A 24,405-nucleotide genomic window follows, 5' to 3' on the forward strand; every position below is an offset into this window, starting at 1 on the left:
TTTCTCATATCGCCCTATGCTCGCTTCAATGGTTCGAGAAATCAAACGGGTACTCAACCTCGACGCCGTCACCATCCTCAGTGGTCGGGAAGACCCAAAGTTGAACTTCCTTGAGGATACACGTCTCGACGTCGTCATTCTTGAGCGTCGAATTCGTGAGCAATGCAGCCTGCACACCCCCGGTCGGCGCGATGGACAAGCGAATATTCACCTGCCCGCTGAGCGCGCGATCGTCGGCCAACCCCATCTGGTAGCAGCGGGTCAAGTCGCGGCGATTCTCTCCGGCCACCTGACGCACAACGGCGTCGTCGAGCGATCCATTGATCAATGGATCGCCAAGGGTCGCGGTGGCGCTACTTTCGCCGGCCCGCGCGCCCACCTGGGTGCTGCACCCAGATGAGACAAGCGCTAGAAACAGAATAAGAAGGCTAAAGATGTGTCGCTCTCTGAGCTCAAGCTTCATAGATACGCAGACCATTTCTAAGTTCGTTTGCCTCATTTTCAACATAAGAAGCCGCTGAGTTCAAGAGGTAAGTGAGCGACACCCTAACATTAACGCTGGACTCCGGGAAGGTCCGCAGGTTGAATTTAGTCGCCACTCACGCCCTCCCAGTGACGCTACGAAGCTCGAGATAAGACAAGTGTGCTGCATCGCAGCGGCTTGCGTTCACACCGAGCGGCGCCCACAACGATAAAAGAACCCGCTCCTCACAAATAAGGCTGCTTGATCCGAAACGCGAAGGTTTTGGTCGCCACGACGTCACCGTCGGCCGACGGCGGAAAACGCCAGGTCAGCATCGTATAGGTGATACACGACTCCACCTCGCTGCTTTGAAGGGTCGAGCTCATGACCACCGCGTCAGTGACCGCCCCGGAATTTTCGATGGTAAACTTAACCGCCACGTCTCCGGCAAGCGACGGATGTTTTTCGAGCGTCTCCTGATAGCATTTTTGAAGTTGAGGCTCGTTCGCCTTAACGATGTTGCTAATGGTCGCGGCATCCAAAACCGGGGCGCCTTTTTTTGCCTTGGCATCTTTACCCTCACCGCCCCTGGAGAAATTGAAGGGGTAGTTCACCACCACAATCCCATCCCCCTCCGGCTCGGGGAACCGCCACCGTGCGATATTTGCCACGATGCAGGATTCCACGATCGGGTTATCTAGCGTCGAGCGAGAGACGCTCACGGAGTCCACATCGCCAGAGTTGGCGATCCTAAACCTAACATTCACCTGACCGGCTAGCGTCGGATCGCGCCGCAATTCCGCTTCATAGCAGGCGACGAGTTCGGACGTGTTCTCGGTGACGACGCGAAGGATTACCGAGCGGGGAAGCGAGCCTTTCGGTGGGGCACCTTCGTCTGACGAGCCCGCGCGCGTATCGTCCGCGCCTTCAGGCCCAGCGGTCGCGCCCACCTTGTCGTCGGCTCGCACCTGCGCCGGCACGCTCGCATCTTCGGCGACAACCTGCGATTGGGTGCTACAAGCCGAGAGGGCGAGCGCCACAGACCAGGCAAGCAGGCTCATTAAGTGGCGCGTCCCGAGACCAACCCTTGTCGCTGCCCAGATCCTTAGCGGCATACGCTCGCCTCCTTTCTCCGCACGGCGTGGTCTCGTGCAAGTAATCCTGATTAGGTACGCAAATATTCGCGCGTGACTCCCGGTTCCCGGCCTTAACAGATCACACAACCAGTGAACACGGGCAAAGACAATGTTGGTGCTCACGCACGCGCAGGCACCCCGTTATACGGCTATAACTCACCGTGTCCGTAGGGCTCGCCAAGGCGCACGGCTGTGGTTCGAAATAGAATGCATCACAGATCAGTACGGGGTCACGGCAACCTACTAACACGCCGCAAATTAACAAGAAAGCAGCAAGGGCGAGCTTTTAAGAGGCGCTCGCCCTCGCAATTTGAGTCCCACTCAACACTGGGCCGATTCTCAACTTATTGCTTCGAGAAGTTGAAGGGGTAGTTGACCACGACGATGCCGCCGCCCTTGGGCTCCGGGAAGATCCAACGCTGAATCTTACCGGTGATGCAGGACTCGACCGTGCGGTTCTTCATCGTTGAGCTCGACACCACGGCGGCGATGACGCTGCCGCTGCCGGCGATGGTGAACTTGACCTTGACCTGACCGGCCAGGTTTTTGTTCTTCTGCAGCTCCATCTGATAGCAGTTGGTCAACTCACGGCGATGCTTGCGCACGACACGGCGAATGATCTCTTTGTCCAGCGAGCCGGTGATCTGAGGCTTACCCGGAACGATGGTCGGAAGCTTATCGTCTTTCTCACCGAGGTTGCTGGCGCCCTTCCCGTAGCCAGTTCCGCCGCCTCCGCCGCCACCACCGCGACCTGCGGTGCCAACGTTCGCCATGCCGATGCCGCTCTCGGAGACGCCGCCGCCGCCGCGACCCGCGCCACGCACGCCGAGTCCGCCGAAGCCTTTGGATGCGCCGAATTCAGCGCCCTTATCCAGGCTGCCAATGGCGTGAACCGCGTCCGAGCCAATCGAGCTCTCGCCGCTGCCCCACATGCTGCTGATCTGGTTGTCATTGAAGACCTTCATGACACCGGCGTTCATCGCGATATTGGTGTCCTCGGCCTTCTTGATCTCCATATCGGTATTATCCGGCGGCCCTTTAACCGCCATGCGGTTATCCTCGTCAGGCGCGTCCTCTTCACCCGCCTGGCCCTCGTCACCCTTATGCTTGGCGGCCTCTTCGTTATCGTCGCCCGCGCCCAGCCAGTCGGGCTCGACCTCTTCTTCCTGCTCGGGCTTCATCAACATCTCAACGAAGCGGTCTTGCGCGCTGAACCCGTCGAGGTCCAGGCTATCGGCGCTGCTCGGGACGTTGAGCACGAGGAGGATGAACAAAATATGAGCGACGGCACTGACCGCAAGATAGGGCAGCGGCGCGGTATCGATCGCGAAGCCACCACCGATCACCGCCGGCATATCGGTAAAGTGGATCAAAAAGGTCGTCTCGCCGACGTCCACGCGTGCGCTGGTGCGGGCGCCAAGGCGGACTTCGAAGGCGCCGGACACCGTCGAACTCGGACGCGCGATATTCTGCGCGACCGCCTCTTCGAGGGTATATTGGGTGTCCTGGTCCCTGATAACGCCGTTCATGCCGGGCAGGAAAACCACAGCATAAGAGTTGGCCTCATAGGAGACCAGCGGGAAGGACTCGCTCTGCGCGATGCCCTCTTCGTGAACGATAAAGTCGTTCTTGGTATCCGGACCGATAGAGACGGTGCGGGCGGTATTGTAGCTATTGACCGACAAAACGTGGTCGGACCAGAGCATCGCGACCTCGAGCGTGTCGCCGCCCGAGCTTTCAAAGAATTCGTCCTGATAGATCTCGCTGTCGGGAGTGCGCGCATAAGCCGGCTCGCTGGGGGCGCCGCCGCCAAACCCGATGGGTGACTCCGTCGCGATCCACTCGCCTTCGGGGTCGTAATACCCGTAGACGACCTGCCAAGCCCCTTGCTCGTCATAATAACCGTAGCCGGGGTTCGACTGACCGCTCTCGTCGTACCAGAATGGAATATAGTTGCTATTTTCGTCGTAATACCCCTGCTGAGCGAAAGCCTCTACGACGCTTCCGTCCTCGAGGGTGACCATGGTCGGGCCGGTCGGCTCTGGGGCAACTTCAGCCTGAGCCTGCTGGGTGACACCGGCGTTGACGGTCGCGCTCGCTGCCGGCGCCGCGGCCTGCGCCGTGGCGTCGACAAACTCAACGCGAACCACCGTGTCGCCGAAGGTCAGCTCGTCGCCCGACTTCAGCTCGTCTTTGGTGATCTTCTCACCATTGAGGAAGCTGCCGCTCGCGCTCCCGAGATCGATGACACTATAGGCTCCGCCCGACCCCTTCTCGATCACCGCATGGATGCGAGACACGTTTGGATCGTCGAGACGCAGATGCGAGCTGGCAAGCTTGCCAACTTTAATCACGTCCTGGTCAAGCTCTTCCGTCCGAATTACTTCCCCATTCTGGACGATTTCAAAGCGAAGTCTTCGGCTGTTTTGACTCATCGCTCTCTTATCCCTCAAAAGTCGGGCATCTGTGGAAGCGCTGGCTCCCGCTGGAATGCCCTTTTGTTTTGCTTAGCAAATTCATCGTAAACCGGAGCATCTCATTGCTCCAAACCCCTCGGCCGGCGCGGCGACTTGCACCGCCGCGCGCCATCGTGGGGTTAAATATCCTCGACAGACTCAAGCATCTCCGGGATGAAGTCCGCCCGGATATTGATCAAGCTGCTGGTCTTACCGTGCGTCTCGCCGGTGATATTCTCGCCGTCGGGTTTGATCAGGCTACCCGTGACGTCATCGCCTTCGAAGTCGTACTCGGTGCGTTCTTTATATTGGACATCGGAGCCTGTTTGCTCGGCGCCAACTTCAGCCACCGGCCCGCCCTGGGCGAAGGCCGAGGCGGGAATGAGAAACAGCGCGAGCGCGGCGATCAAGATGAAATGTTTAGACATTTTTGCTTCTCGTTTTATGAGGGGCGACTCTATCGAGACCAAATAACGGGTTCTTGGTACTTAGACACCGTATCCCGCGGGGGGTTCCAAAGAATCTTGCGCAGAACTGCTAAGGGTCGAACACGTTCAATAAAGCTATCATAGCAACGCGAACGGTCAAAGAGAAACCCGATTGGCGGCGGCGCGCATCGCGCGCCGTGCTCCGCCATCGACATCAGGCGCCATCGCCGCCGGCGTTGGCCTCCACCGGCGCCTCCTCAGCGTCGGCGTCCGGGGCCTCCTGTTCGGCTTCTTGCGCCGCGGCGGCCTCTTCACGCGCGAACTCTTCGGCCTGCTGTCGAAGTTCCTCAGCGGTCGACTCCAGCGAGGGAATCTGCTCGCGCGTCGCGCCGATCAACTCCGAGACCTGACCGATGCGCTTATTCGCCTCGGCGCGCCGCGCCTCGTTGCCGCTTTTGTCGTAGGCAAGAAAGCTGCGATAATGCTCGATGGATGCCTGGTAATGCTCGACGGCGCTCTTGATATTGGCGACGTTCCACTCAATCTGCTCGGCGCTGGCGCGCATCTGAGCCGACGCGGTTTGCTCCTCGGCGGGCTTCGGCGGCTCGCGGTCTGCGCCGATCATCGCCTGCTGCGCCTTGTGCTCATGCTCGAGCACGCCCAGGTTAAACTGAACCACGGCGTTCTCGGGGTCCTTTGTAAGAATCTCCTGGTAGATCTTGTCCGCCGCAGCCAGGTCTCCCATGCCGCGCTTGGCGACCGCGATCGAGATCTCGGCGGTGATGCTGTCGGGCTCAAGCGCCAGGACGCGCTCAAAGAGCTCCAACGCGCGCGGGTAGTCACGAACGTTAAGCACGACCGCCCCGAGGTTAAGCAACGCCGGCACATGTTTGGGCGCCAACTCAACCGCTTTCTCAAACTGACGGATGCCCTCGGTGACGTCGTTTCGCTCGATCTCGACCAACCCCAGGATATTATGAAGGTCCGGGTTATTCGGCCCGTCGGGCATCTTAAGCGCGTTGAGGATAACGAGCTTGGCCACGTCGAAGTTGCCGCGGCGATAATAGATGCGCGCGAGGTTTGAGTACGCCTCGATATTGCTCGCGTCACCGGCCAGCGACAGGCGCGCGTGGCGCACGGCGGCCGGGAAGTCGCGGTCCTGGCGATAGAAAACGCTCAGGTTATTATGCGCCGCGGCGTTATAGCTCTCAGCCTCCAACGCCCGGTCGAAATAGCGGCGAGCCTCATCGGGCTTGCCGTCATCGAGGGCCAACATGCCCAGGTTCACAAAGGAATCACCGAGCTTAACCGACGCCTCGGACGCCTTCGTATACGCCTTGACGGCTTCGCCCTTCTCGCCCTTCTTCTCGTAGAGCACGCCCAGGTTAAACCAGGCCTTGCCAAAGGCCGGGTCCACGTCGACCGCGTCTTCGAGCTTCGAGATGGCATCATCCAATCCGGCGTCGCCCCGCTTCTCGTAAACCTCCACCGCTTCGGTGAATTTCTCGATCGCGTCCTGACTCGCCGTGCCGCCTTCGGCTGCGGTGACGGGGTCCGTTTTAACCGTCGAGGAGCTGCTCGAGCAGCCCGTCGCGGCCAAAAGGAGCGCGGCGCTCAGCGAAAGTAGAATGCGCCGGAAGGTGCGTGCGGAGTTCGTTTTTGATGGCTTCATATTGAATTCGTTCATCACGGGTTCAAGCCTCGTGGGCCAGTGCTGACTGTGGGCGGCTGGCAATCAGCCGCCCGTCCTCTCGTTCAAAGACCGTTCTCAGGAGGCCTCGGCTCCCTCGGCGCCCTGCTCCTCGGCCCCGCCAACCTCGGCCTCGTCCTCGTCGCCGCCGAGATCCTGCAGGCGGTCCTCGTCTTTGAGGCGCTCGATAAAGCCGGCGCGCATAAACCCAGGGGTCAAGTTCTCAGGCTCGGCGCGCAACTCCGAGGGGCTTCGGTACTCACGCGGACGAAGCTGCGCGAGCTGAACCTCCGCCTGACGGCTATATTCGTTGAACCAGCTCTCGCTGAGCGCGACCTCGAGCGCCTTCTTATAGGCATCGACCGCCTGGACCTCGACCTTGCTGGCCTGGTCCTCAAGAAGACCGCGGTAGATCTCCTTCTGGTCGTAGGTAAGTCGCTTGGGAATCGGGCTGTTTCGCACCGTGTTGGCGAAGTCCTGATATTGCGCGCCGATTCGATACAGCGCAGCAATCGCCCAGTCGGGACGCTTAAAGAGGATGACCTCTTCGAAGATCTTCTGCGCCTTGGTGGCAACTTCCATCTTCTTGGTGATGCGCTTCTGCAGGTCCTTCTCGTTGGCAGCCTCGACAGTAATCGCGGTCATCTGCTCGAAGACGTCCTGGCCAATCATGAACTTGGCGCGCGCCGCGGCGTCGCGACCAGTGCTAAGCTCGGACTTCTTGGCGTCCGGAATCTTGTCGTAATAGGCCAGCGTCTGCTTGAACTCCTTCAGCGCGCGCCTGCGATTGCGCGGCCCCTCGATATTCCAATAATACATGCCAATGGCAGTGCGAGCTTCCAGGATACGGTCGTAATTCGACGGGTCCTTAAACTCCTTAAGGAAACGCTCGTACTGCTCCTTCGCCTTCTTGGGCTGGTCCTGAATCTCGTAGACACGCGCGATCTGGAAATACGAAATCGCGGCGCGCTCGGGCTCAGACTTGCCGAAGGTCTTGATATAATATTCGTAGTCCTGAATGGCGCGGGTGTAGTCGCCCAGGCCGTAGCGGAACTCCGAGGCGTTGGCCAACGCGGACTCCGCGTTCTCGTGCTCGGGGAAGTTCGCCACGAAAAGCTCGTAGTACTTGGCCGCCTGACTATAGGTCGCCAGGGCGTGGTAGTTACCCGCGATATTATAGAGCGTGATCGGCGCCAGCGGCGAGCTGGGCGCCGCCTGGAGCAAGAATTTACGGACCCGAATGGCCTTGCCGAGGTCGCGCATCCGCTCGAAGTCGAGCGCCGCGTTATACAACGCCTTATCGACGTATTCCTCGTTATCCTGGTAGTCGCGGAAGAAGTCGACGAAGCAGGTTGCGGCGTCCTTCCAGCGCTCTTGCTCGTCGAAGATCGTACATTTTTTGAAGCGAATCTGCACGTCCAACTCGGCGACGGTCTCCAGGAATTCGGGGTCCTTGATCGGCTCTTTCTCCAGATAATCGACGACCGCGACGTGCAGTCCGTCGAAGTCCTGGAGCAGGTTGAGCGTGTCGAGGTGAAGGTTCGCCGAGATCACCGCCAGGCGGTGGTCGCTGTGCTTGTAGGCGATGTCCTTGAAGATCTCGAGCGACTCACCGAAGTGGTTGAAGTCGTAATAGGTACGCGCCAGGCTATACTTTACGTCGACAATCCGCTTGCCGTCCGGGGCGAATTTAATATAGCGCTTAAGCGCGTTGATGAACTTGGCGTGCAGCTCCGAAATCTCCTTTTCTTTCGGGATTTCGACCGGCGCTTTCTCGCCCTTCTCTTTGGCGTCGCTCTCGTCTTCGACCTTGGCGATGCTGTTCTCGTTGAGGTTCGCCTGCTCCTCGGAGGTGTCAACGACCTTGAAATACGCGAGCACCGCGGCGTGCACCGCGTTCTCGGTATATTTGCCCTCGCCGTCGATCTCGAGCACGCGCTCGTAAGCGGCGGCGGCGTCTTCCCACTGCTGCAGTTTGTAGAGCAACTCACCGTAGAAGAACGTCATGGTGTAGACGTCTTTGGACTTCGGGTAAGTCTCGAGATAATTCTTATAGAGGAAGAACGCCATCGCGTAGATGTCGTCGTTCTTGGTCTTCTGCGCCTCGCGGTGATATTGGGTCGTCCACTCACGCACCAGCGAGTCGACGCGCGCGCGCGTGGTCGGATAATCCTGCTCGGCGGTGTCCTCGAACTTATCCTGATCGGCGTATTGCACCAACTTCAGCAGACGCACCAACTCCTGAATCGTCTTCTCATTATAGGCGTTTGAGATCGTCTGGTTTCGCACGATCTCGTATTGATAATCGATCGTCTTCACGCTCGTTGTATTCAGCTTGATGAGCTGGCGGTACATGCGCGTGGAGTCGGTCGTATTACCCATATCGCTATAGTGAATCGCCAGGCGCTCGGCCAGGCCGATCCAGGTCTCGCGGTCATCGTTGCTGATCTCCTTAAGGAAGGGGATCGCCTTATCGGGGTTACCGATATGCGAGTAGGTGCGCACGATATCTTTGCGGGTCTGGGCGATCAGCGACTTGCTGGTGGGCTGCTCGGGGTGCTTCTCGGCGTATTTAAGCACGTCGATAAAGATCGCCAAGGCTTTATCTTTGCGGTCCAGGTTGAAATAGGACCAGCCCTCTTTATAGCGGGCGTAGGAGTAGATATCCGAATTCTTAAATTGCGTGGCCTTCTGATAGGCCCGAAGCGCCTGCTCGGCGTCGTCATTATTGAAATAATACTCACCGAAGGATAGCAGCACGTTCGGGACGTATTTGGTGTTCGGGAAGTCACGAATCAGGCGCTTAAAGATCTCGCGGGCCTCATCGCCCCGGCCAAGCTCATTGAGGTTTGAGCCCAGATAGAAGAGGACCTTATCGAGCTCCTCGAAGTTCGGATAATTCTGATAAATCTCGACATAGAGTTGCACCGCTTCGCCCTTGAGGCGCTCGGATTCGTCGAGCATGCGCTGCATCGACTTGCGGCAATTCTCGGCCTTTTTCGTCTCTTTGGCGTCGTCGAGGTCGTAGCATTCGTCCTGCTTCTGGAACGCCTGCTGCTGGTAATAGGTCGACTTATCCCAATGCATCTCGGACAAGTTGAACATATATTCGGCGCGCCGGGGGTTGTCGGCGGCGCTATTTTTAATCAGTCGTTTCAGCTGGACGATCTGCTCGTCGAGGCGACGCACGTTGTCGACCTTTTTGGAGCGAAGCGCGGCTGCCTCGACGTCATCGGACGGGCCAAGCTCACCTTCACGGTTGAGCGTGGGCGCCTCGATTTGGTCTTCGGCTTTCTGGACCGCGACGGCCTCTTCTTCTTTCTCTTCCTCTTCGGCAGCCGCGGGCGCCGCGACCTCCTCGGCGTCGTCCTGGGCGTACGCGGTTGCCGGAACCGAGGCCCCCGCAAGAAGCAGGCAACATCCCAAAATAAGCACCGGAGAAACTACACGGCGCTCCGGTTTCGACCTCTCTGAGTCCGAGGCAATTTGTTCGCGGGAAAAGGCCATCAGGTGCTCCTTGATACGGTTCAATGATGCTGAATTCTGAAGTACGACAACTGCTCTTGCTACTTTAGCGACTGCACTCGGAGTTCATATTGAAGACATAGAATCCGAGTTCGTCGCGCCAATATTCGCCGTCAAAAGTCCAGTAAAGCTCCTCATCGCTCACCTGGACTCGGTCGGAAGCGGTGACGTTGCCGCCGACGCTCATGCCGGCGCGAATGTCGGCCTGAATGACGCCCTGCTCTGCGCGGGCGACCTCAAATTGGATCTCATCTTTTTGTTGGATAAGCTCTTCGAGTTCGCGCACCACGCGCTCAAGTCGCGCCCCCGCCAGTGTACCGGCGTTGTTGCGCGCAAAGCTCAGGGCGAGCTCCGACTCCTGGACCAGCGAAGACCCGAGCTCACTGGAAACCCACGCCTCCGGCATCGTCCCGATCTTCTCGGTCTCGCTCTCGATGGTGTCGACCAGGTCAAAGGTACGGGTCACCTCGGCGTCGCTTAGCGCGGCGCTCAGGATACGATAAACCTGCGGGTCGAAGTCGACCTCGCCCTTCTGCAGCGAGCGGATCCAGTCGAAGATCTCGGTGGGGTCTTCGTACTGAAGAATCACCGACTGCACCTCGTCTTTGAGCGGCGCATAATAATAGTCGAAGTCCGACAACACCGAGCGCACGCGCGGGTATTTGCAGTTATAGAAATAGATCACCGCCGACAGAATCGGTCCCTCGGGGAAGTAGGCGTCGGCGAAGAACGGGGAGTTCAGGCTGTGCAGGTTACCGAGCGCCTTATTATAGTCGTCGGTCTGGAAGAACGCCCAGCTCGACTCGAAGAGGGCCTTGGGCCACTTGTCCGAGCGACGCTTGATCTTGGAATAATACTTCAGGCTCGTCTGGTAATCGCCGGTTGAGTAGAAGGTTCGCGCCATGCCGAGCGTGGTCGTCTCAAGCAGCTCGCGCTCCTTCGCGCTCAATTCCCCGTCGTCGTCCTTCTGTTGCAGGTAGCGCAGCGCTTCTTTGAACTCCTCGATCGCCGGCTCGGCCTTATAGGCGGAGACGTTGGCGATGGCCGCGATATAGCGCGAACGCGCATAGTACGGGCTGCGCGGGCTCACCGCGGTGAGCAGCCGCAGCGCCTCGTCGGTGTTCATCTCCTGGTAGAGATATCGCCCGACCAGATAGGCGAATTGGTCGCGGTATTTCTCGGGGACATTCTCGGGGAAATAGCTCGCGAATTGCGCCAGACGCTCCATCAGCGAGGGGTCACCGGGGATCGCGTCGGTCAGCAGAATCAGCCCGCGCAGCGACGGAAGATAGTAGGGATGCATCTCCCCTTCGTCGACGATGGCGCCGAAATAGCTCAGCGCGCCCTGGTACAGCTCCATGCGCAGCAGCGCCTTGCCCAGCTCGTACTCGGCCTCGGGACGCACAACCTCCGCCGCGGCGTCGGTCGCGCTGGTCACCTTATAGAACATCAGGCTGGCTTCGTCGTATTTCTCGGCTTCGTAGAGCTTTTTGCCCTCGTCCATAAACTCTTGGTAGGGACCGGCATCGACGGGCGCAGCCGCGTCGGCAGCATCCTCGGCCCCAAAGTCCATGGTCTCGTCAGCCCCAAAATCCATCGAGTCTTGGGCCTGACTCATCTGTACAAAACCAAATTGAACGGCGGCGATCACTACCAAATATTTCAAGACGCGCTGGGGCATGGCAACTGGCTCGATGAAAAGATTCAATAAACTCAACCGGGGACAACCGGCGCATTATCCTAACCGCCGCGTCGTTTGAGTGGCCGATATGTTTTGAATGGCCAAACGCGGCGTTTCCACTGCTGACAGACGCGCCCGAGGCAGACGCGCTGGCAGCACTAAGACCTAGGCGTCGGACTCTTCGACGCAATACCCGGTGCTCGACCCGAAGGGCGAGAAGATCCGGCAAACCCCCGCGGTGCAGTCATCGTCGACTTCGCAGGTGGTGGTGCAATACGGGTCGCTGCCTTCGTAGCGCGCGCAGACCTGGGTCTCACACTGAAGGTTTTGCTCTTCAACACAGCTAATATTTGTTTGAGAGGGATCCTCACACCGGCTGCCGGCCTCAAGCGAGCAACTCGCGTAGAGGTCGTCTGTGCAGGCACTCGCCCCCAAAAGTAGCGCGAGCGCTGCGCCCACGAGCAGCGAGCTTCCCCAATTTCGACGCAATCGTTGCATCTGCTTCACCTCGGTACAAAAAATAGAGTGTTCAGTCAGGTATCAGAAATCATCTTCGCTGAAGGATGCACTCGACAGCCTATCGGCGTCAAGGTCGCTCTGGCCTCGCTTTGCTCAAACAATTTAGCCTTCCACATCAAAGTTGCCCTCGCACAAACAAATGCAAAAAAAAAGCTCAAAACCAGCGGCTTGAACCGCTGATTCTGAGCTTTTTCTCGACCCGTTCAGGTCTTATTCAGCGGCTTCGACCGCTGCACCTTCTTCAGCAACCACTTCTTCTTCGGCTGCTTCTTCCTCTACGCCTTCTTCTTCGACCACTTCTTCTTCAACAGCCTCTTCTTCGACCGGTGCTTCTTCGACAACTTCTTCTTCTTCAGCTTCCGGCTGCGCCAGTTCTTGCTGAGCGGTTTCGGTGTCGGGTTTCGGCTCACTGCTGCCGCAAGCGGTAGCGAAAGCGAAGGAAACTGCAACGAGAGCGATCAAGATATTTCTGAGTTTCATGGTGCGACTCCTTTCGGCATTAACCAATTACAAATGGTTCTTTATTCTCATTAAAAACCAGCCCAATTTAATACCACTCGACGCCATGCCGAAGGTATTTTGACTGACCCTAATCAACACGCCGCGTACTTGCTCGAACAGACTCATCGACATCAACGCCGGGAGTGCCCGAGTGCGCGGTGTTGGCGTATTAGCACGCGGCGCACCATTCTCAAGAAATTTTATTCCCTGTCTAGCGTCATTTGACCAATTTCCGGGGATATTAAGGTTATTTTGGGAATAATTCGATTAATATCTAAGATTCTCCGGGGATATGGGTATAGTTGTGCGCGAATTTCGTCGCAATTTCACGCTCGCCCGAACGCGACTTGGAGTGACTTGTTGGCTGGGCTATAACTGAGCGCTGGCAGCTAACCATAATTTTGATGGCCAGGAACAGACCCGAATGATGCCCTCCTCCCGTTGTTTTCACCGCCCGCTTCTCACCCTTCTTCCACTCGGCTTCGCCCTCCTTATTGGGGGCACGCCCGCGACCGTTGGCGCCCAACAAAATGCAGAAAGCGGCGCGGAAGTTGCTAAGAAGACGTCGAACCCCGACCCCAGCGGCCTGCAATTACTCCAGGAGGCCACCACGATCGCCGAGAAGGTCGGCCAATTTCGCGGCCTGGCGCTGGAGACCGAGATCCACAAGGGACTGCGCAACCGCGACCAACTCCGCCAGATCCTCATCGAGCGCCTCGCCGAAGAGGTCAGCGATGAGGATGTCGAGAACGAGGCGAAGGTCTTCAAAAAGCTGGGACTCCTCCCCCAGGACCTCGACTACCGGCAGGTTTTGCTCGACGTATTAACCGAGCAAATCGCCGGGTTTTACGACCAGCAGGCCAAAGAATTGTATATCATGGAGGGCATTCCGCTGGACCTGCAGCGCCCGGCGATGGCCCACGAGATATTCCACGCCATCCAGGACCAACACTTCGACATTAAGCGCATGATTGAGCCGGTCAGCGACCGCGAGAACGGGGACTTCGCCCTGGCGCGCTCGGCCTTTATCGAGGGCGACGCGAGCATGGTCATGATCGACTTTTCGCTCTACGAAGAAGGCGTACTGCCGCACGGCCCGATTCGCAGCGTCATCGACATCCCGATGATGGCCAATATGCTCAACCAATTGACCCGCCAGGATATCGGGGCGCTGCAGCAACTCCTCCCCGACGACGCCGAGGGGGACCCTCTGGCGGTGGACCCGAACGCGGTCGCCAAGACCGCCCTGGGCGAGGCACCGCGGATGCTGCGAAAGATGCTCACCTTCCCGTATTTCGCGGGCATGCAGTTCGTCATCGAGGCGCGCAAGGGCCACGATTGGGAGCGCGTCAACGCGATCTATGAGAACGCGCCGGTGTCCAGTGAGCAAATCCTGCACCCCGAGCGCTATTTTGCCGGCGACGAGCCGACGCTGCTGGACTTTCGCACCTCGCCGGTGCTCCCGGCGGAGACGCTCATCTATGACACCACGCTCGGCGAGTACCAGATGCGCCTGCTCCTCGAGGAGCACCTGCAGGATGCCAAGAGCCAGCGGGCCTACGACGCGATCATCGATCGCGCGATGCTTGGCTGGGGCGGCGACCGGCTTCGCGCCTATGAGCCGAGCCCAGGCAAGATCCTACTGACTCACCTGAGCGCCTGGGATAGCCAGCTCGACGCCGCCGAGTATTTCGACGCACTGGCCAAGGTCACGGCCATGCGCTTCCCCAAAGCCACGATCCTGCGCAACCAGGGCCGCTTCGGGCGCTCGCTATGCATCCTGACCGCAGGCGAGCGCATCTATCTGGAGCAATGGGGCGACCTGGTGCTCCACCTGGAGGGCATGCCGAGCGCGCTGGACGCCAAGGGCAACGAAACCGACCCGACCAGCGCGATGCTGCGCGATCAGATCATGCACACCGTCCAGCGCACCCCTTTCGCCCAGGTCTACCGGGAGAAGCTCGACGCCTACGACGCCGCGGCACAGGCAGCGGCTGTCGAGGCCGCGCCCGCTGGCGAATAACCCGCGCGTCAACGAATCTCGGCGTCCGCGTCAAAGGCGCCGGGAAAATGCGTGATCGTCGGCTCCTCGGTGCTCAGGTCCACGGCGATCACGTCGAAGCGAATATTGACCCGGCGGATCTTCTGGCGCTCCATAAATACGCACGCGAGGCGCACCAAACGCTTGCGTTTTGCGTGAGTGACCGAGGCCTCCGGAGGCGGCCCACGCCGGTCCCGCTTGGTCTTCACCTCCACGATCGCCAGGGTATCCTCGCGGCGCCCGTAGACCTCTTCACTGCGGCGCACCACCAGGTCAATCTCACCGATATTGAGCTGATAATTGCGCGCGACGACGTCCCAGCCCTGCTCAACCATAAAGTCAGCCGCGATATCCTCGCCCCGAAACCCAACCTCTCGCCGAAGATCCGGGGCGACCTCCTCGTCACCTCCCGCCGCTACAACTCGCTTCCCTTCCTCGTGTCCCATCTCGCCTCCTGCTCTTAGATTGTCGAAAAATGCGGCCGCCAACAGCGGCGCCACCCCGCACCCTATTGTCTTCGACAGATCAGCTACAAATGTTGCGGGATTTCGAAAATAAGATGCAAAAACCGCCTCTCCTGAGCGCGAGAGCGCGGCCAGGCCGAGGCGGCTGTGATCTGGAGAGCCGGCTATCGCGGGACAAGCCATGCCCGAGCAACGCTATTTAATAAATTCGCGCACGCCCCGAAACGAGCGCCGATGAATGGGGCACGGGCCGAACTCCTCGACCGCCGCCCGATGCGCGCGCGTCGGGTAGCCCTTATGAGAGCCAAATCCGTAGACAGGCCATTTTTCGTGGTAGGACTGCATCACCCGGTCACGCGAGACCTTCGCCAAAATACTCGCCGCCGCGATGGCGCGGCTTCGAGCATCCCCCTTGACCACCGCCCGCTGCGGAAGTTGCAAATTAACCGTCTTATTGCCGTCGATGAAGACACAGTCGATCCGCTCCTCGAAGCCGTCCAACGCCGCGTGGACTGCGGCTTCCATCGCGCGAAATGTCGCCTGGAGAATATTGATCTCGTCGATGACCTGATGGTCCATCTGGGCGATGCCGAAGCTCAGAGCCGCGCGCTGAATCTCATCAAAAGCCTCGTCGCGAAGCGCATCATTGAGCTTCTTGGAGTCGTCGAGCTTCGCCAACCAATCGGCATCCAGCGCCTGGAGATCGAGCACGACGGCCGCGGCGTGCACAGGCCCAGCCAGCGGGCCCCGGCCAGCCTCATCGACCCCAATAATATAGCGATGCCCTCGCCCCACACACCACTGCTCGAGCTCGCCGATCGCGGGAGGGCCAGCGCCGAATTCGGCGGCGATATCAAATAATTTTTGCTGAGACATAGATAACGATTGGGGGGTTAGCTGCACAAAATAATATGACTCTTCTTCGCCGCGCTGGCGAAAACGTCATCAAAGGCGGCGGCGGCGTTGACGCCAAAATCATCGCGGGGATCACGCACCCAGATGGTTTCGATAAATCCAGCGCTGCGCTCGGCCGCGCTGACGTGCAGGGCGAGCGCGAGGGCGGCGCCAACGATGCGCTCCTCGGAGGAGCGGGTGCGTCGCCACATGCCGAGCTGCTCCGGGCTCATCTCGGCGATCGCCAACTCGCCGTCTTCGCCGAGATCGACGCCCTTAAACCGGTCATTAAGCACATGACCGCAGATCTTTCCCCACATCTTACGCACGCGCTCGTCGAGCTTTCCGTCGACATATTGCCCGGTATTCTGCGCGGCCAGGATTAGCCGGCCAAAGGAGGTCGTCGGCATCTCGGCGGCCTGCGCGGGCTCATCGCGCAACGCCGCTTCGGGCTGGACGCCCAGGGAGCGAAGGTCCTCCTCCATCTGGTAGCTCGAGATAACGTCGGAGGGCAAATTCGCGCGCTCGTTGACGCGCTCTTCGAGCTCGGCGCGTAACCCATCAAGCTCCGCCTTGGCCCGCTTATGCGCGGGATTGCGGCGCACCTCGGCCGCCTTCGCCTCAAGCTGGGCAACGATAACCTTGAGCTGCTCGCTCTTCTCAACGCGCTGAAGCAGCTCGTCTTCATCGTCGACGCGCGCGTGGATCAACATATGATTAACCTTCTCTCGGAAGCTCAAATCATCGTCGCGCACCTGATTCATCCGGCGCTTAATGGACTCCAGGCGCGCCTGGTGCACGCCTGCGCGCTCCATGCCGGTGAAATACTTGAGCAAGACCCAGGCGACCATGCCGAAACCCACGATATTCAGCGCCGCGATGGGCCGCCACGCGCCACCCAGCGCGATCGACGCGCCCAGCGACACAATACCGATGGCGATACCCGCCCAGAAGATGCCAACGCGCCAGGGCTTCTGGGGCAATTTCTCCTCAATATCGCGGCGCTCAACCTCTTCCTCGCCCAGCAGGCGCTCCAATAGCTGCTCGAACTCGGCGAGGCGCTCTTCCTTCTGGCGCAGCAAAGCGATCTCTTCCTCAGCCAACCCACTCACCCGCAACTCGTCGAGCTTGGCGCGGGCTTGTTCGAGCTTCTCCTCGATCTTTGCCCCCATGCCAAGTGCGCTTCGTTGCTCGGCGATCTCAACCTCAAGGGTTTGGATGCGATGATCGATCTCCTCGACCTGGAGCGCGACCTTATATTGCTCGATGAGCGAGCGCAGGCGCTTGTCTTCGTCGATGCTTTCGGCGGGCGGCTGAAAGAGGTGTTCATCGTCAAAACCCCACAGATTCAGGGCGACGAAGGTCTCGAAAGAAGGCGGGCCGGCGGTTTCGGCGAGGCGCTGCTGAACCTCGGCGGCCCCAGAGGCCAGGGTCTGAAACCCGCCGCCCTGCTTGGTCTGCAGTCGAAGCGAGCTCAGCTCGCCGCGGCGCAGCGCGCGGTACACCTGCCCGTCGCGCTCGAAGACAATGGCCATTTTAACCGCGGCGCCGCTGTCTAACTCCGCCTGCAAGCTGGCCGGGGTGCGCGCCGGAAAGAACACCGCGATGAGCAACGCGTGGATATCACTGACGCGCAGACCGCGCGGCAAGGTCATGCGATCGACGCCTGGGGCGGTCGCGAGCCGTACCGGCGAATTGCATCCCAAAATACCCTGAAAAATTATCTCTCGAATACGCATGAGGTCTAGCCTAACCCGCCCTTAGCAGCCATGTCCACCTGGTTCTTTCAACGGAAGGTTTTCCTATCTTCAGATACCAAAAAAGCCGACATCCACGCAATCGTGGATGTCGGCCAATCTCATCAGGCACTGAGGTTAAATCAGTTGCCTTTGCGCTCGCGCTTGCTGCGGATACGCGCGGATTTACCGCTGAGCTCACGCAGGTAATACAGTTTCGCGCGACGCACGCGGCCAATCTTGGCCACTTCGATCTGATCGATACGCGGGCTGTGGACCGGGAAGACACGCTCAACGCCGATGCCGCCGGCGGAGATTTTGCGCACGGTTACGGTCTCTTTGAGGCCGGCGCCGCTTCGCGCCAAGACGACGCCTTCGAAGACCTGAATACGCTCTTTAGCGCCTTCACGAATGCGGAAGTGGACGCGGACCGTATCACCGGCGCGGAATTCCGGAATGTCTTCACGAAGCTGCTGCTGTTCGATTCTATCAAGTAAGTTCATAATGGCTCTCCACCTATGAGGCGATCCTTCAATTAGCTTAAATTTTAACTCTCAGGCTTTCGTTGCGGCGTTCCGACGAAAGTGCGCGGCGAAACGCATTGGGCAATAACCATAAGAGGTGCGCCCCCTACTCGGCGGGCGCGCTGATATAACACCACATTTTGCCAGTTGCAAGCTATAATCGTTTTTACCGCAAAGCAACCCCGATTTAGCGCTATGCTTTGGGGTCCAGCAGGTCGGGGCGCCGCTTGCGCGTGCGCTCCAACGCCCTGTCGCGACGCCACTGGGCGATCTTGGCGTGGTCGCCGCTCAATAGGATCTCCGGCACCTCCCTGCCCCGAAAGTCGCGCGGTCGCGTATATTGAGGGTATTCGAGGCTCGGCGCCGAAAAGCTCTCTTCGCGGATCGAATCAAAATTACCCAATACGCCCGGAATAAGCCGGGTGATCGCGTCGAGCAAGACCAGGGCGCCGGGCTCACCGCCGCTGAGCACGTAGTCGCCCAGCGAGATCTCCCGGTCAATCCACCCCTCGCGCACCCGCTCATCGACCCCCTCGTAGCGCCCGCAGGTCAAGATAAGCCCTCCGGGCTGGTCCGCCAATTCCTGGGCGAGCGCCTGGGTCAGCGGCTCTCCCTGCGGGCTCATCAGGATCCGAGTCGCCCCGGGATCCTGCTCGCGCGCGTACTCCAACGCGCCGACCAGCGGCTCGGGCTTCATCAACATCCCCGCGCCGCCACCGTAGGGAAGATCGTCGGTCTTGCGATGGCGATCGGTCGCGAACTCCCGAATGTCGACCAACGCATATTCGACCAACTCTTTTTCTTGCGCGCGCCCCAAAATACTGGTCGACAAGGGCGACTCAAAGAACTCGGGGAAGATTGTCAGGAGCTGGAACTTCACAGGCTAGACCGGGCGGCAGGATTGGGGATTCTCGACGATTGATCAACGGGCTCTCAGGGGATCTCGGTATCTTCGGGCGCCCAGATTTCCAGCGGAAAGAGCAGCACGCGCGCGCCCGGGTCGACCTCAGCGACCGCGTCTTCGATCATCGGGACCAGCAGATCTGGATACCCCGGGACCGTCACGATCATGACATCATTGGCGCCGGTCTCCAGGAAGCCGTCAACCGTGCCGATGACTCGAAAGTCGTCGCCGTCTTCGGTCTCCAGCACCCCCACCTCAACGCCGATCAGATCGCGATAATAAAACTCGCCATCCTCAAGCTCCGGGAAGTCATCCGGGTCCACGAAGAGCTCCAAATTGGTCAGCGCTTCGGCCTCGTCTCGCCCCTCGACCTGGTCGAAGGCGAGGATGTCGAATTTGGCGGCGTGGCGCACCTTGGAGAGCATGAGCTCGGTTTCCTGGCCGGCGCGACGCACAAAAACCCGAAACCCCGGCTCAAGCAGCTCGGAGGTCGGGTTCAATGGGAAAAAGCGAATCTCCCCGCGCACGCCGTGCGCGCGGCCCAATGTGCCGATCTGAATGCGTTCGTTCTCTTTAATAACTCTACCTCAACGGTTTTCAGGCCCTATGGATCACGATCCGTAGGGCCTGAAAATCAAGGAAGAAGCGCCCGAGGGCGCTCATTCACTTATTCTTTTGCGTCGTCAGCGGCCGGCTCTTCAGCGGCGGCTTCGGCTGCGGGAGCCTCAGCTTCGGCCGGAGCGGCTTCTTCTTTGGCAGCTTCAGCAGCTTCGGCTTTCTTGGCCTCTTCAGCGGCTTTGGCGGCAGCGGCGGCTTCGGCTTTCTTGGCCTCTTCAGCAGCTTTGGCTTCGGCTTCTTTGGCAGCTTTAGCGGCCTTTGCAGCTTCAGCGGCTTTGGCGCGCATTTCTTTTTGGGCTTCGAGCTTGCTGGCGGCTTTGGCCTTGCGCGCAGCCTTGTCGGCTCCTTCCACGCTAAGGTCAACCACGTCGCCGCGACGCATTCTGCGCACGAGCGAACCAACGGTCTCGGAGGGTTGAGCACCCACGCCAATCCAATACTCAACGCGCTCGCTATTCATACGAACAACGGGCGGATCTTGGAGCGGGTCATAGGTGCCGAGAAGTTCAATAAAGCGACCGTCACGCGAATTGCGCTGATCGGTGGCTACAACACGGTAGTGAGGACGCTTCTTCGCGCCGTGGCGCTGCAGTCTGAGTCGTACGGACATCGTTATCCTGGGTCGTCTTTTAGAAAAGCTAAATTGGTGCACATCGCCCGCAATCATTGTGTCGGACAACGCTCTATATCGACAAATGGTAAATCGAGCCATTAATAAATTGGCTGGCCAGGATTACCATTGGCAACCCTCGCTATCGACTAACCACACTATTCAAATCTAATACGCATCAATTCTGACGCCCCGCATTTCCGGGACGTTCAAAGAGCGCGAACATTAAAGACGGGATTGCACTATGTCAAGCGCCTATTGCGATCCCGTCTGATCCAGCCAAATTACTGCGCGCTGGCCATGGCCGCGTCGATGACCTTGGCCAGGTCACCGGATTCGTGCATCTGACGCACGATATCCGAGCCACCCACCAGCTCACCGCCGACATAAAGCTGCGGGATCGTGGGCCAATCGCCGTACTCTTTGATGCCCTGGCGGATCTCAGGATCGGCCAGCACGTTTACCGCCGCGTAGGGCTTGCCGTAGCTCGAGAGCACCGCCGAAGCCGCCGCGGAGAATCCGCACATCGGCTGATCCGGCGTCCCCTTCATATAGAGCACGATCGTGTTGTCTCTGTTGATCTTGGCGATCTCGGACATGATATCGCCGCCTTCGTCGCGACTTTTGGGGGAGTCATTCTGCTCGACCGACGCCGATCCTGCGATCGGCAACGAAATACTTTTGGAATCGCTCATGGTGCTGTCTCCAACTCGAAAAGGATTTGTATGTGTTTGTGCGAGATGAACGCTCGGGGGCGCGCAACTTATTGCGCGTCCCACTCGTCGGGCGTCAAGGTCTTCAAGGCGAGGGCGTGAATTGGGCCCTTCATCTCTTCGGCCAGCGCGGCGTAGACCATGCGGTGGCGCTTGATCGGCATGAGCCCATCAAATGATGGCGAAATAACAGTCGCTTCAAAATGATCGCGGGTGCCGGTCAGATCCACAACGCGAACCTGAGCATCTGCAATAGCAGCCTGAATCTTCGACACGATCTCTTCGGGTTCCATCATCGTTTTCAACTCGCTTTTTATAATCACCATATGCGGCACAGTCGCGCCGCAAAGACACCTCAGCGGCGCCGGATCGCGACGCCAAGCATGAGGATTAACGCTGACTCAACTAACGACTTCAACGCGGTATTTCAAGTGCGAACTCCAAACCCGCGCCGGCGTGCCTCAATTCCCCTAACTCACCGCAAAATATTCACTATCGCTGCGGCAAAAGGCAAAGTTTAGCCGGCATTTATTGCGTTGACCGGTCGTGCGCGAAGATCGCCCACGATCCTCTCGCCCAAGGCGCCGCTCCACGACGCCGATGCACACCCCGATCGCCCCGCTTGGGTCGTGCACCTTCGCCCAATTCGGCCCGCACTCGCCGCCTCGGATATACTTGACCGAATCGCCCCCGAGGACGTATAAATGCGCCGATGAATGACGATTCATTTTTTGTGGCATACCGCCCGTTCATCTTAGACATTCAAGCGCTCTCGAGGCGCCTGGGTGCAAAAATTGTGCATAAATCACTTGACACTCGTCAATCGGTCCCCAGCTTTGCCCGAACTTCGCGCCCGAGCGCACGGGACGCACGAAGCCGACCCCAAAACGAGGCGTGACTCACGAGCCCATTTTAATCAATTGGCTCGCGGCGATTTCCTTCGCGAACCCACGCAGTCTATCAATGATTGAGCACCCTAATTTTAGCATTTTTATATACGCGCAATACTTAACGCTACTCTAGCAGGAAAGAGGCAAGTCTTATGGCAACCCAAGAGAATGCAGGAAAATCAACGCGGCAGATTCGCAAGGCTGTGGTCATCGGCGCCGGTGTGATGGGGCGCGGAATCGCCGCTCAACTTGCCAACGCCCGCATCCCCTGCCATCTGCTCGACATCGTGCCGCGCAGCGCAGCCGAAGGCGAAGATGAATCCAGCCCGGCGTTCCGCAATAAGATCGCGACCGGCGCGCTTGAGCTCATCAAAAAGAGCAGCCCCGCCCTTCTGCTTACCAAACGCGACCTTTCCCTGATCACCCCGGGCAATATTGAAGACCACCTCGACGCGCTGAACGACGCGGACTGGGTTGTCGAAGCGGTTCCGGAGCGGATGTCGATCAAGCAGGCGACCTTCGACAAGATCGAAGCCAACGCCGGGCCCGACACGATCATCACCTCGAACACCTCGGGCCTGTCGATCGCCGGCATGCTGGAAGGGCGCTCGGAGGCTTTCCGCCGCCGCTTCCTGGTGACGCACTTCTTCAACCCCGTGCGTTATATGAACCTGCTTGAGCTGGTCGAGGGCGCGGACACCGACCCCGAGATCACCAAGGCATTCGTCAAATTCGGCCGCGACCAGCTCGGCAAGGGCATCGTCTTCGGCAAAGACACCACCAACTTCATCGGCAACCGCATCGGCGTGCACGGCATCATGAGCATCATGCACCTGATGGGCGAGTATGACCTGACGGTGGAAGACGTCGATAATATCTTCGGCAAGCCCATGGGCCGCCCGAAATCGGCCGTCTTCCGCACCGGTGATGTCGTCGGCCTCGATACCTTTATCGACGTCGCGACCAACTGCTACGACACCCTCACCGAGGACGAAGAGCGCGACGTCTTCAAAGTCCCGGGCTTCCTCAAAGAGATGGTCGAGAAGGGATGGACCGGCTCCAAGGCTGGCCAGGGCTTCTACAAAAAGACCAAAGAGGGCATCCTCGCCCTGCGCCCCGAGTCCATGGAGTACGAGGCGCGCAACGTCACGAAATTCGAAAGCCTCAAAGGCGCCAAAGGCAAGCCCGCCAAGCGCATCGCGCACGTGATCCGCGAGGGCAAAGACAAGGCCGCCGACTTCGCACGCGCCGCCACCTTCGGCTCGCTTGCTTATACCGCGCGTCGCATGGGCGAAATCGCCGACGATATCGTCAACATCGACAACGCGATGCGTTGGGGCTTCAACTGGGACCTCGGCCCCTTCGAAATCTGGGACGCCATCGGCCTGAAATGGTCGATCGACCAATTCGCCGAAGCTGGCATTGAACTCCCGGCATGGATCCACGAGATGGTCGATGCGGGCCACGAGGTCTTCTACCAGTGGAACGGCGCGACCCTCGAGTATTACGACCCGAGCAGCAAATCCTATAAAGCCGTGCCGGCCGACGAACGCGATATCCAGATCGAGGTGCTTAAGCGCTCCGACAAAAAGGTCATGGGTAACGACGGCGCCACGCTCTATGACATCGGCGACGGTGTCGCGCTGCTCGAGTTCCACACCAAGATGAACTCCATCGATAACGAGATTATCGAGATGATGGAGAAGGCCGCCGACGAAGTCGAGAACGGCGATTGGAAAGGTCTCGTCATCGGCAACGGTTCGGCCCACTTCTCGGCCGGCGCGAACCTGATGCTCATCCTGATGTACTCGCGCCAGAAAGACTGGGCGCCCATCGAAGAGATGATCACTCGCTTCCAGAACGTCAACCAGCGCATGCATTATCTGAGCAAGCCGGTCGTCGCCGCGCCGCAGGGCATGGCGCTTGGCGGTGGTGCAGAGGTTTGCCTGGGCGCCGGACATATCCAGGCTTCGGGCGAGCTCTATATGGGCCTCGTTGAAGTCGGCGTCGGCCTTATCCCCGGCGGCGCCGGTAACGTCGCGCTGATGCGCAATATCTTCGGGCGCCACTCGGCGGACAAGGACTTCGCCGCGCTTCCGTTTTTGCAGAAAGTGTTCATGCAGATCGGCATGGGTCAGGTCTCCCCGAGCGCCGAAGGCGCGCGTGAGGCCGGCTATCTGACCGAAGCCGACGGCGTGTCGCTCAACGCCGACCTGCGCATCTACCACGCCAAGCAGCGCGTCCTCGGCCTGACCGCCAGCGGCTACCAGGCTCCGCGCAAGACCCTGTTCCGCCTGCCCGGCGAGAACGGCGCCGCGACCATCGACATGATGCTCTACGGCATGGAGAGCCAGCACCAGATCTCGGCCTACGACCGCCACGTCGGCAACGTCCTGGCCAAGGTCCTCACCGGTGGAGACACCAGCCGCGCGAACCTCGTGACCGAAGATCGCCTCATCGAGCTGGAGCGCGAAGCGTTCCTCTCGCTGTGCGGCGAAGAGAAGAGTCAGGATCGCATGCAGCATATGCTGATGAATAATAAGCCGCTTCGTAACTGATATATAGCGGTGAGCAAACCGGCAGTGGGCGCCCATACGCGCCCACTGCCGGCT

20 protein-coding genes are annotated in these 24,405 nt (G+C 59.3%); 2 read left to right on the forward strand and 18 right to left on the reverse strand.

Annotation, left to right across the window (positions count from 1 at the left end):
* Nucleotides 1-25: 25 nt before the first annotated feature.
* The 9 genes from DN745_RS13775 to DN745_RS13815 form a co-directional block, all read right to left on the reverse strand.
* The gene (locus DN745_RS13775; protein ID WP_162687676.1) at nucleotides 26-478 is read right to left on the reverse strand and encodes an AgmX/PglI C-terminal domain-containing protein; all 453 of its coding nucleotides are present in this window, start codon (nucleotides 476-478) and stop codon (nucleotides 26-28) included.
* Nucleotides 479-708: 230 nt separating this feature from the next.
* Complete coding sequence (locus tag DN745_RS13780) at nucleotides 709-1,524, reverse strand: AgmX/PglI C-terminal domain-containing protein (protein WP_162687677.1); 816 nt, start codon at nucleotides 1,522-1,524, stop codon at nucleotides 709-711.
* Nucleotides 1,525-1,943: 419 nt separating this feature from the next.
* On the reverse strand, nucleotides 1,944-4,034 hold the full coding sequence (locus DN745_RS20000; protein ID WP_111335734.1) for an AgmX/PglI C-terminal domain-containing protein: 2,091 nt from the start codon (nucleotides 4,032-4,034) through the stop codon (nucleotides 1,944-1,946).
* Nucleotides 4,035-4,195: 161 nt separating this feature from the next.
* On the reverse strand, nucleotides 4,196-4,483 hold the full coding sequence (locus DN745_RS13790) for a hypothetical protein (protein WP_111335736.1): 288 nt from the start codon (nucleotides 4,481-4,483) through the stop codon (nucleotides 4,196-4,198).
* A 214-nt stretch (nucleotides 4,484-4,697) separates the two neighbouring features.
* Nucleotides 4,698-6,155, reverse strand: coding sequence for a tetratricopeptide repeat protein (locus tag DN745_RS13795; RefSeq protein WP_162687678.1), 1,458 nt, complete (start codon nucleotides 6,153-6,155; stop codon nucleotides 4,698-4,700).
* Nucleotides 6,156-6,251: 96 nt separating this feature from the next.
* Nucleotides 6,252-9,680, reverse strand: coding sequence for a tetratricopeptide repeat protein (locus DN745_RS13800; RefSeq protein WP_111335740.1), 3,429 nt, complete (start codon nucleotides 9,678-9,680; stop codon nucleotides 6,252-6,254).
* A gap of 64 nt (nucleotides 9,681-9,744) precedes the next feature.
* A complete protein-coding gene (locus DN745_RS13805; RefSeq protein ID WP_133621831.1) occupies nucleotides 9,745-11,316 on the reverse strand; it encodes a hypothetical protein in 1,572 nt (523 codons plus the stop codon).
* A gap of 228 nt (nucleotides 11,317-11,544) precedes the next feature.
* On the reverse strand, nucleotides 11,545-11,877 hold the full coding sequence (locus DN745_RS13810) for a hypothetical protein (RefSeq protein WP_111335744.1): 333 nt from the start codon (nucleotides 11,875-11,877) through the stop codon (nucleotides 11,545-11,547).
* A 231-nt stretch (nucleotides 11,878-12,108) separates the two neighbouring features.
* Nucleotides 12,109-12,378, reverse strand: a complete 270-nt coding sequence (locus tag DN745_RS13815) for a hypothetical protein (RefSeq protein ID WP_111335746.1) — start codon at nucleotides 12,376-12,378, stop codon at nucleotides 12,109-12,111.
* Between the two features lie 445 nt (nucleotides 12,379-12,823).
* On the opposite strand from DN745_RS13815, the gene DN745_RS13820 reads away from it, so the two are divergent.
* Nucleotides 12,824-14,422, forward strand: a complete 1,599-nt coding sequence (locus tag DN745_RS13820; protein WP_111335748.1) for a hypothetical protein — start codon at nucleotides 12,824-12,826, stop codon at nucleotides 14,420-14,422.
* An 8-nt stretch (nucleotides 14,423-14,430) separates the two neighbouring features.
* Here DN745_RS13820 and DN745_RS13825 read toward each other — a convergent pair whose 3' ends face one another.
* From DN745_RS13825 to DN745_RS13865, 9 genes are all read right to left on the reverse strand, one after another.
* Complete coding sequence (locus DN745_RS13825) at nucleotides 14,431-14,886, reverse strand: YraN family protein (protein WP_162687679.1); 456 nt, start codon at nucleotides 14,884-14,886, stop codon at nucleotides 14,431-14,433.
* Between the two features lie 213 nt (nucleotides 14,887-15,099).
* Nucleotides 15,100-15,780, reverse strand: a complete 681-nt coding sequence (locus DN745_RS13830; RefSeq protein WP_111335752.1) for a ribonuclease HII — start codon at nucleotides 15,778-15,780, stop codon at nucleotides 15,100-15,102.
* Nucleotides 15,781-15,797: 17 nt separating this feature from the next.
* Entirely contained in the window at nucleotides 15,798-17,453 is a 1,656-nt protein-coding gene (locus DN745_RS13835) for an AAA family ATPase (RefSeq protein ID WP_111335754.1), read from the reverse strand.
* A 224-nt stretch (nucleotides 17,454-17,677) separates the two neighbouring features.
* On the reverse strand, nucleotides 17,678-18,037 hold the full coding sequence (rplS, locus tag DN745_RS13840) for a 50S ribosomal protein L19 (RefSeq protein WP_111335756.1): 360 nt from the start codon (nucleotides 18,035-18,037) through the stop codon (nucleotides 17,678-17,680).
* A gap of 214 nt (nucleotides 18,038-18,251) precedes the next feature.
* Nucleotides 18,252-18,938, reverse strand: coding sequence for a tRNA (guanosine(37)-N1)-methyltransferase TrmD (trmD, locus tag DN745_RS13845; protein WP_111335758.1), 687 nt, complete (start codon nucleotides 18,936-18,938; stop codon nucleotides 18,252-18,254).
* Between the two features lie 53 nt (nucleotides 18,939-18,991).
* A complete protein-coding gene (gene rimM / locus DN745_RS13850) occupies nucleotides 18,992-19,540 on the reverse strand; it encodes a ribosome maturation factor RimM (protein ID WP_111335760.1) in 549 nt (182 codons plus the stop codon).
* Nucleotides 19,541-19,629: 89 nt separating this feature from the next.
* Nucleotides 19,630-20,190 carry a 30S ribosomal protein S16 gene (rpsP, locus tag DN745_RS20005; protein ID WP_111335762.1) on the reverse strand — a complete coding sequence of 187 codons (561 nt, stop codon included), beginning with the start codon at nucleotides 20,188-20,190 and terminating at the stop codon, nucleotides 19,630-19,632.
* Between the two features lie 284 nt (nucleotides 20,191-20,474).
* Nucleotides 20,475-20,885: a Grx4 family monothiol glutaredoxin gene (gene grxD / locus DN745_RS13860; RefSeq protein ID WP_239497543.1), complete on the reverse strand. Its 411-nt coding sequence runs from the start codon at nucleotides 20,883-20,885 to the stop codon at nucleotides 20,475-20,477.
* 68 nt (nucleotides 20,886-20,953) lie between these two features.
* Entirely contained in the window at nucleotides 20,954-21,229 is a 276-nt protein-coding gene (locus DN745_RS13865) for a BolA family protein (RefSeq protein WP_239497595.1), read from the reverse strand.
* A gap of 716 nt (nucleotides 21,230-21,945) precedes the next feature.
* Here DN745_RS13865 and DN745_RS13875 point away from each other — a divergent pair.
* Nucleotides 21,946-24,351: a 3-hydroxyacyl-CoA dehydrogenase/enoyl-CoA hydratase family protein gene (locus DN745_RS13875; RefSeq protein ID WP_111335766.1), complete on the forward strand. Its 2,406-nt coding sequence runs from the start codon at nucleotides 21,946-21,948 to the stop codon at nucleotides 24,349-24,351.
* Nucleotides 24,352-24,405 lie beyond the last annotated feature (54 nt).

It is taken from the genome of Bradymonas sediminis (assembly GCF_003258315.1).
Lineage (GTDB): Bacteria > Myxococcota_A > Bradymonadia > Bradymonadales > Bradymonadaceae > Bradymonas > Bradymonas sediminis.